At 62.2% G+C, this 4,445-nt stretch carries 2 protein-coding genes and 1 pseudogene; all 3 read right to left on the reverse strand.

The window, feature by feature from the left end; all coding sequences use genetic code 11:
• Nucleotides 1–160: pseudogene (rpsA, locus tag JF66_RS22930) on the reverse strand (30S ribosomal protein S1); the annotation flags it as partial.
• A 167-nt stretch (nt 161–327) separates the two neighbouring features.
• Nucleotides 328–2,004, reverse strand: coding sequence for a DUF885 domain-containing protein (locus JF66_RS08755; protein WP_035877103.1), 1,677 nt, complete (start codon nt 2,002–2,004; stop codon nt 328–330).
• Between the two features lie 68 nt (nt 2,005–2,072).
• On the reverse strand, nt 2,073–4,445 hold a 2,373-nt coding region (locus JF66_RS08760; protein ID WP_156109703.1), incomplete at its 5' end, for an EAL domain-containing protein.

Consider the following 4,445-nt stretch of genomic DNA (forward strand, 5'->3'; position numbering starts at 1 on the left):
GAACCTCGTCGCGGTCGATCTTCACGACGGTGCCCTCGATGAGGTCTCCGTCGTTGAAGAATTTCAGAGTCTTTTCGACCGCGGCAAGAAAGTCTTCAGCAGATCCAATGTCGTTGATGGCGACCTGCTTGGGTGCCCGTTCGGTCGTTGCGATTGTCATGTAGTAGTTGCTCCAGGATGGGCATTAATTAGGCCACACGCGGCAAGAAAACTGATGTGATGCACAATTGGTGTTCCGCGCGTGGCAGCGGATAGATCGTCACAAACGTGACATTTCATACTAGCTAGCTCAGCGGTTCGGGGCAAGCCGGGCGCCGCCGTCCGGCGCTACGTCAGGAGGGCCGAACGCAGGGTGTCGAGTCCGACGCCGCCGAGATTGAGCGCCCGCCGGTGGAAGTCCTTGATCGAAAATTTCGCGCCTTCCTTCGCGGCAGTCTCGTCACGCAACTGCTCCCAGATGCGCTGTCCCACCTTGTACGACGGCGCCTGTCCCGGCCAACCGAGGTACCGATTCACCTCGAACTTCACGAAGCTGTCGTTCATGTTCACGTTCTGGCGCAGGAAATCAAAGGCGTACTCTGCCGTCCACGTGCCCTGACCGTCGGGCCGCGTCTTACCGAGGTGCACACCGATGTCGAGGACTACGCGAGCAGCTCGCATCCGTTGTCCGTCAAGCATGCCCAGGCGATCCGCCGGGTCGTCGAGGAAGCCGAGCTGCTCCATCAGGCGTTCGGCATAGAGCGCCCACCCCTCCGCATGCCCCGAGGTGCCGGCCAGCTGGCGCCGCCAGGTGTTGAGCGTGGCGCGGTTGTAGACGGCCTGCCCTATCTGCAGGTGGTGGCCAGGAACACCCTCGTGGTAGACCGTGGTGAGTTCTCGCCAGGTATCGAATTCGGTGATTCCCACGGGCACAGACCACCACATGCGGCCCGGACGGGAGAAGTCGTCGGTCGGGCCGGTGTAATAGATTCCACCTTCCTGGGTGGGGGCGATCATGCACTCGATGGTCTTGATCTCATCGGGGATATCGAACTGAGTCTTCGAGAGCTCGGCGACGGCGTGGTCACTGGTCTCCTGCATCCACTTTTGCAGAGCCGCCGTTCCGTGCAGCTTGCGGCTGGGATCGGTGTCCAGAAAGGCGATCGCCTCAAGGACGCTGGCACCCGGCTTGATCTGGCCGGCGATGCTCTCCTGCTCGGAAACCATGCGGGCGAGTTCTTCGACGCCCCAGTCGTACGTTTCATCGAGGTCGATGGTTGCGCCGAGAAATTGACGGGACTGCAGGGCATAGAGGTCACGGCCGATGGCGTCATGTTCCGTGGCAACGGCGTCCAGCTCCTCTCCGAGGAAGTCCCCCAGTTTTCGATAGGCGGCCGCGGAGACCCGCGCCCCGGCGTTCAGATCGTTGGCCAGAGAGGCAGGCAGGTTGCCGGTCTTCAGGGTGGCATCGGCCGCGAAGTGAGCGAAGAATCCGTCATTCGCCTGGTGCCTGCGCACCTGGGCGAGCACTTCCCGCACCTGGCGTCGAGCCGGGGTGATGCCCTTCTCGATGCCGAGGCGCAGGGTCTCGATATAGCCGTCCACCGCGGTGGGGAGCGCTCCGAGCCGGGAGGAAATGTTGGTCCAGTCCTCGACCGTGTCAGTGGGCATGAGGTCGAAGATGTCTCGGATGCCCTGCGCCGGAGACGCAATCACATTGAGGTCACGCAGCTGAAGCTCTGCGGCCGAGCTCTCCACGTCGAGAGCAAGCGTGCTGCGCAGATCGGTCTTGGTCACGGTGTCGACGTCGTCCACGACGACCGCCTTGTCCAGCAGTGTGATGACCTTCTTCGCTTCGGCGATATAGCGTTCGTGCCCAGCCGGAGAGAAATCCCCGAAACGTCCGTCGCCTTCCGTGCGACCGATATAGGTCCCTACGGTTGGATCCAGTTCGACCAGGGCGTCAACCCACGCCTCCGCGATGTGGTCGATTGGCGTGGCCGTTCGTGCAGCGTCGTGTGTCATGGCTCGAGCCTAGGACACGAGGCCAGCGATCAGGCAGCAGGACTCCCGTTCTCGCGCGACAAAGGACGTCAGGGAGCAGAACGGATCCGGAATTCGCCGAGCCAGGCGTAGATCTCGTCGGGGGGCAGCGGCCGTGAGAACAGGTAACCCTGGCACAGGTGCGTACCGATCCGTTGGAGTTCAACCATCTGCTCGACGGACTCGACGCCCTCCGCGACCACGTCGAGATCGAGAGCTCTCGCCAGGCTCACAACGGCCTGAACGATCGCCAGGGACCGCGGATCGTTTCCGACCAGCGGATCGATGAAGGACTTGTCGATTTTGAGCGTGTGCACGGGCATCGTGCGGAGATAGCCCAGAGCGGCATACCCCGTTCCAAAGTCGTCGACCGAGAGTTGCACCCCGAGGGCGTGCAGCGCGTGCAGCGTGTTCATCGCGGACTCGACGTCGTTGATCACCATGGATTCCGTGATCTCAAGGTGCAGGGACTGCGGATCCAGCCCTGTCGTGGTCAGGACATCCAGCACATCGCCCACGAGCGTGGGATCCCGCAGTTGCACGATGGAGAGGTTGACGGCCATGGTCAGGTTGTGTTCGCCCGTCGCACGCCAGTGCATCGCCTGTGCGGCAGCCTCCCGCAGGACCCATCGGCCGATCGGCACGATGAGTCCACTTTCCTCGGCGATCGGGATGAAATCCATCGGCGGAATCAATCCCCGGGTCGGGTGTTCCCAGCGAACGAGGGCCTCGAACCCCGCCACGTCGCGTGTAGACAGCTCCACGATGGGCTGATAGAAGACTCGGAGTTCCCCGTTCTCGAGCGCGCGGGCCAGCTCCAGTTCCAGTCTGAACCGATCCGACGATGCCTGATGCGTCTCTGCCGCGTACAGGCTGGATTTGCCCCGGCCCGTCGTCATCGCCTCGTACATGGCACTTTCCGAGTTGCTGAGAACCGTGGCGACGTCGTCGTGTCCGTCGGCCACCACGATGCCCACGCTCACGGTCACGAAGATGTCTCGGCCCTGAATAACGAAAGGTTCCGTGTCGAGGCGCACGATGCGGTTCACAAGTCGCTGGGTGTTCTCCCAGGTGAGGTTCTCGCACACGATGACGAATTCCCCGCCCCCGAATCGGGCCAGGGTGTCGGTCGCTCGCACGATGGAGTGCATCCGTCGCACGAGTTCGAGCACGATGCGGTCGCCGACCGGACGACCGTAGGCATCATTGATCTGCTTCAGTTTGTCGAGGTCGAAGAACAACACACCCACCGGACACCCGGATACGCGCGCCCGCGCAAGCGAGTCCTCGAGATTGGACGCCAGCAGACGACGGTTGGCCAGACCGGTGAGAGGGTCGTGGAGGGACTGGAATTCCAGCAGCTGTTCCGCCTTTCGGCGTCCCGTCACGTTGCGCAGTTGCACGAACGAGACCGGCGACTCCGGGTCGGCGTGTGGCACAGAGAAGATGGTCTCTTCCACCCACAGGATTTCTCCGCCGGGCAGAACGCAGCGGACCTCGGCCTGCGTCCCCTCGAACTCGTCACGTTGGTGCGGCAAGAGAAACCCGGGCTCCTGCTCCAGAAAGTCCGACATCAGACCACCGAGCAACTGATCCTGAGCCCGGCCCAACAGCTCGCAGGCCGCGGGGTTCACCCGCAAGAACCGCCCCGCCGAGTCCACGACCGCGATGCCGATCAGCGAACGATCGAAACCGAGTTCGAAGTTCGCCTCGGCAATATTCATTTTTGCCACGGCGTGGTGCATGTCGGTCACGTCGAGCAATGTACCGAGCACCCGCGACGGGGACCCCGTCAGCACATAGCCGACGTTTGTCCGTGAACGTACCCATCGTATTTCGCCGGAGGGGCGGACGATCCTGAAGCCGATATCAGTGGCTACGCCGCCCGTATTCACCTGATCGATCGTGGCCACCACCCGGGCGCGATCGTCGGGATGCACAGAAGCGACCACAAGGTCGGTGGATGGTAACTGATCGTCAGAAAAGCCGAAGATCCTCCGATATCCACTCGACCACAGCCGCCGTCCCGTGGCAATGTCCACCTCAAAACTTCCGGCGTCCGTTGACGATTCCACCAGAGCGGCCAGCATCTGGGAGGCAAGTTCGAGACGCCGGCGATCGGAAACATCTCGGATGGCACTGCAGATGAGCGATCCCCCCGCCGTTTCAACTGGGCTAAGACTCACCTCGACCGGAAACTCGGACCCGTTCTTGTGCTCGGCCACGATGTCGAGACCCGACTGTAAAGGACGATGATAGGTCGCTTCCGAGAAGGAATCGACGTGTCCCTGATGGTGTGTCCGCAGTCGCCCCGGGATGAGCATCTCAATGCTCTCGCCCAGCAGCTCCTCACGTGAGTATCCGAAGAGGCGTTCAGTCCGGACATTCACCAGCACGATCTGGCCGTGAGAGTTTGTCACCAC

Source organism: Cryobacterium sp. MLB-32 (assembly GCF_000738085.1).
In the GTDB taxonomy this organism is placed as follows: domain Bacteria; phylum Actinomycetota; class Actinomycetes; order Actinomycetales; family Microbacteriaceae; genus Cryobacterium.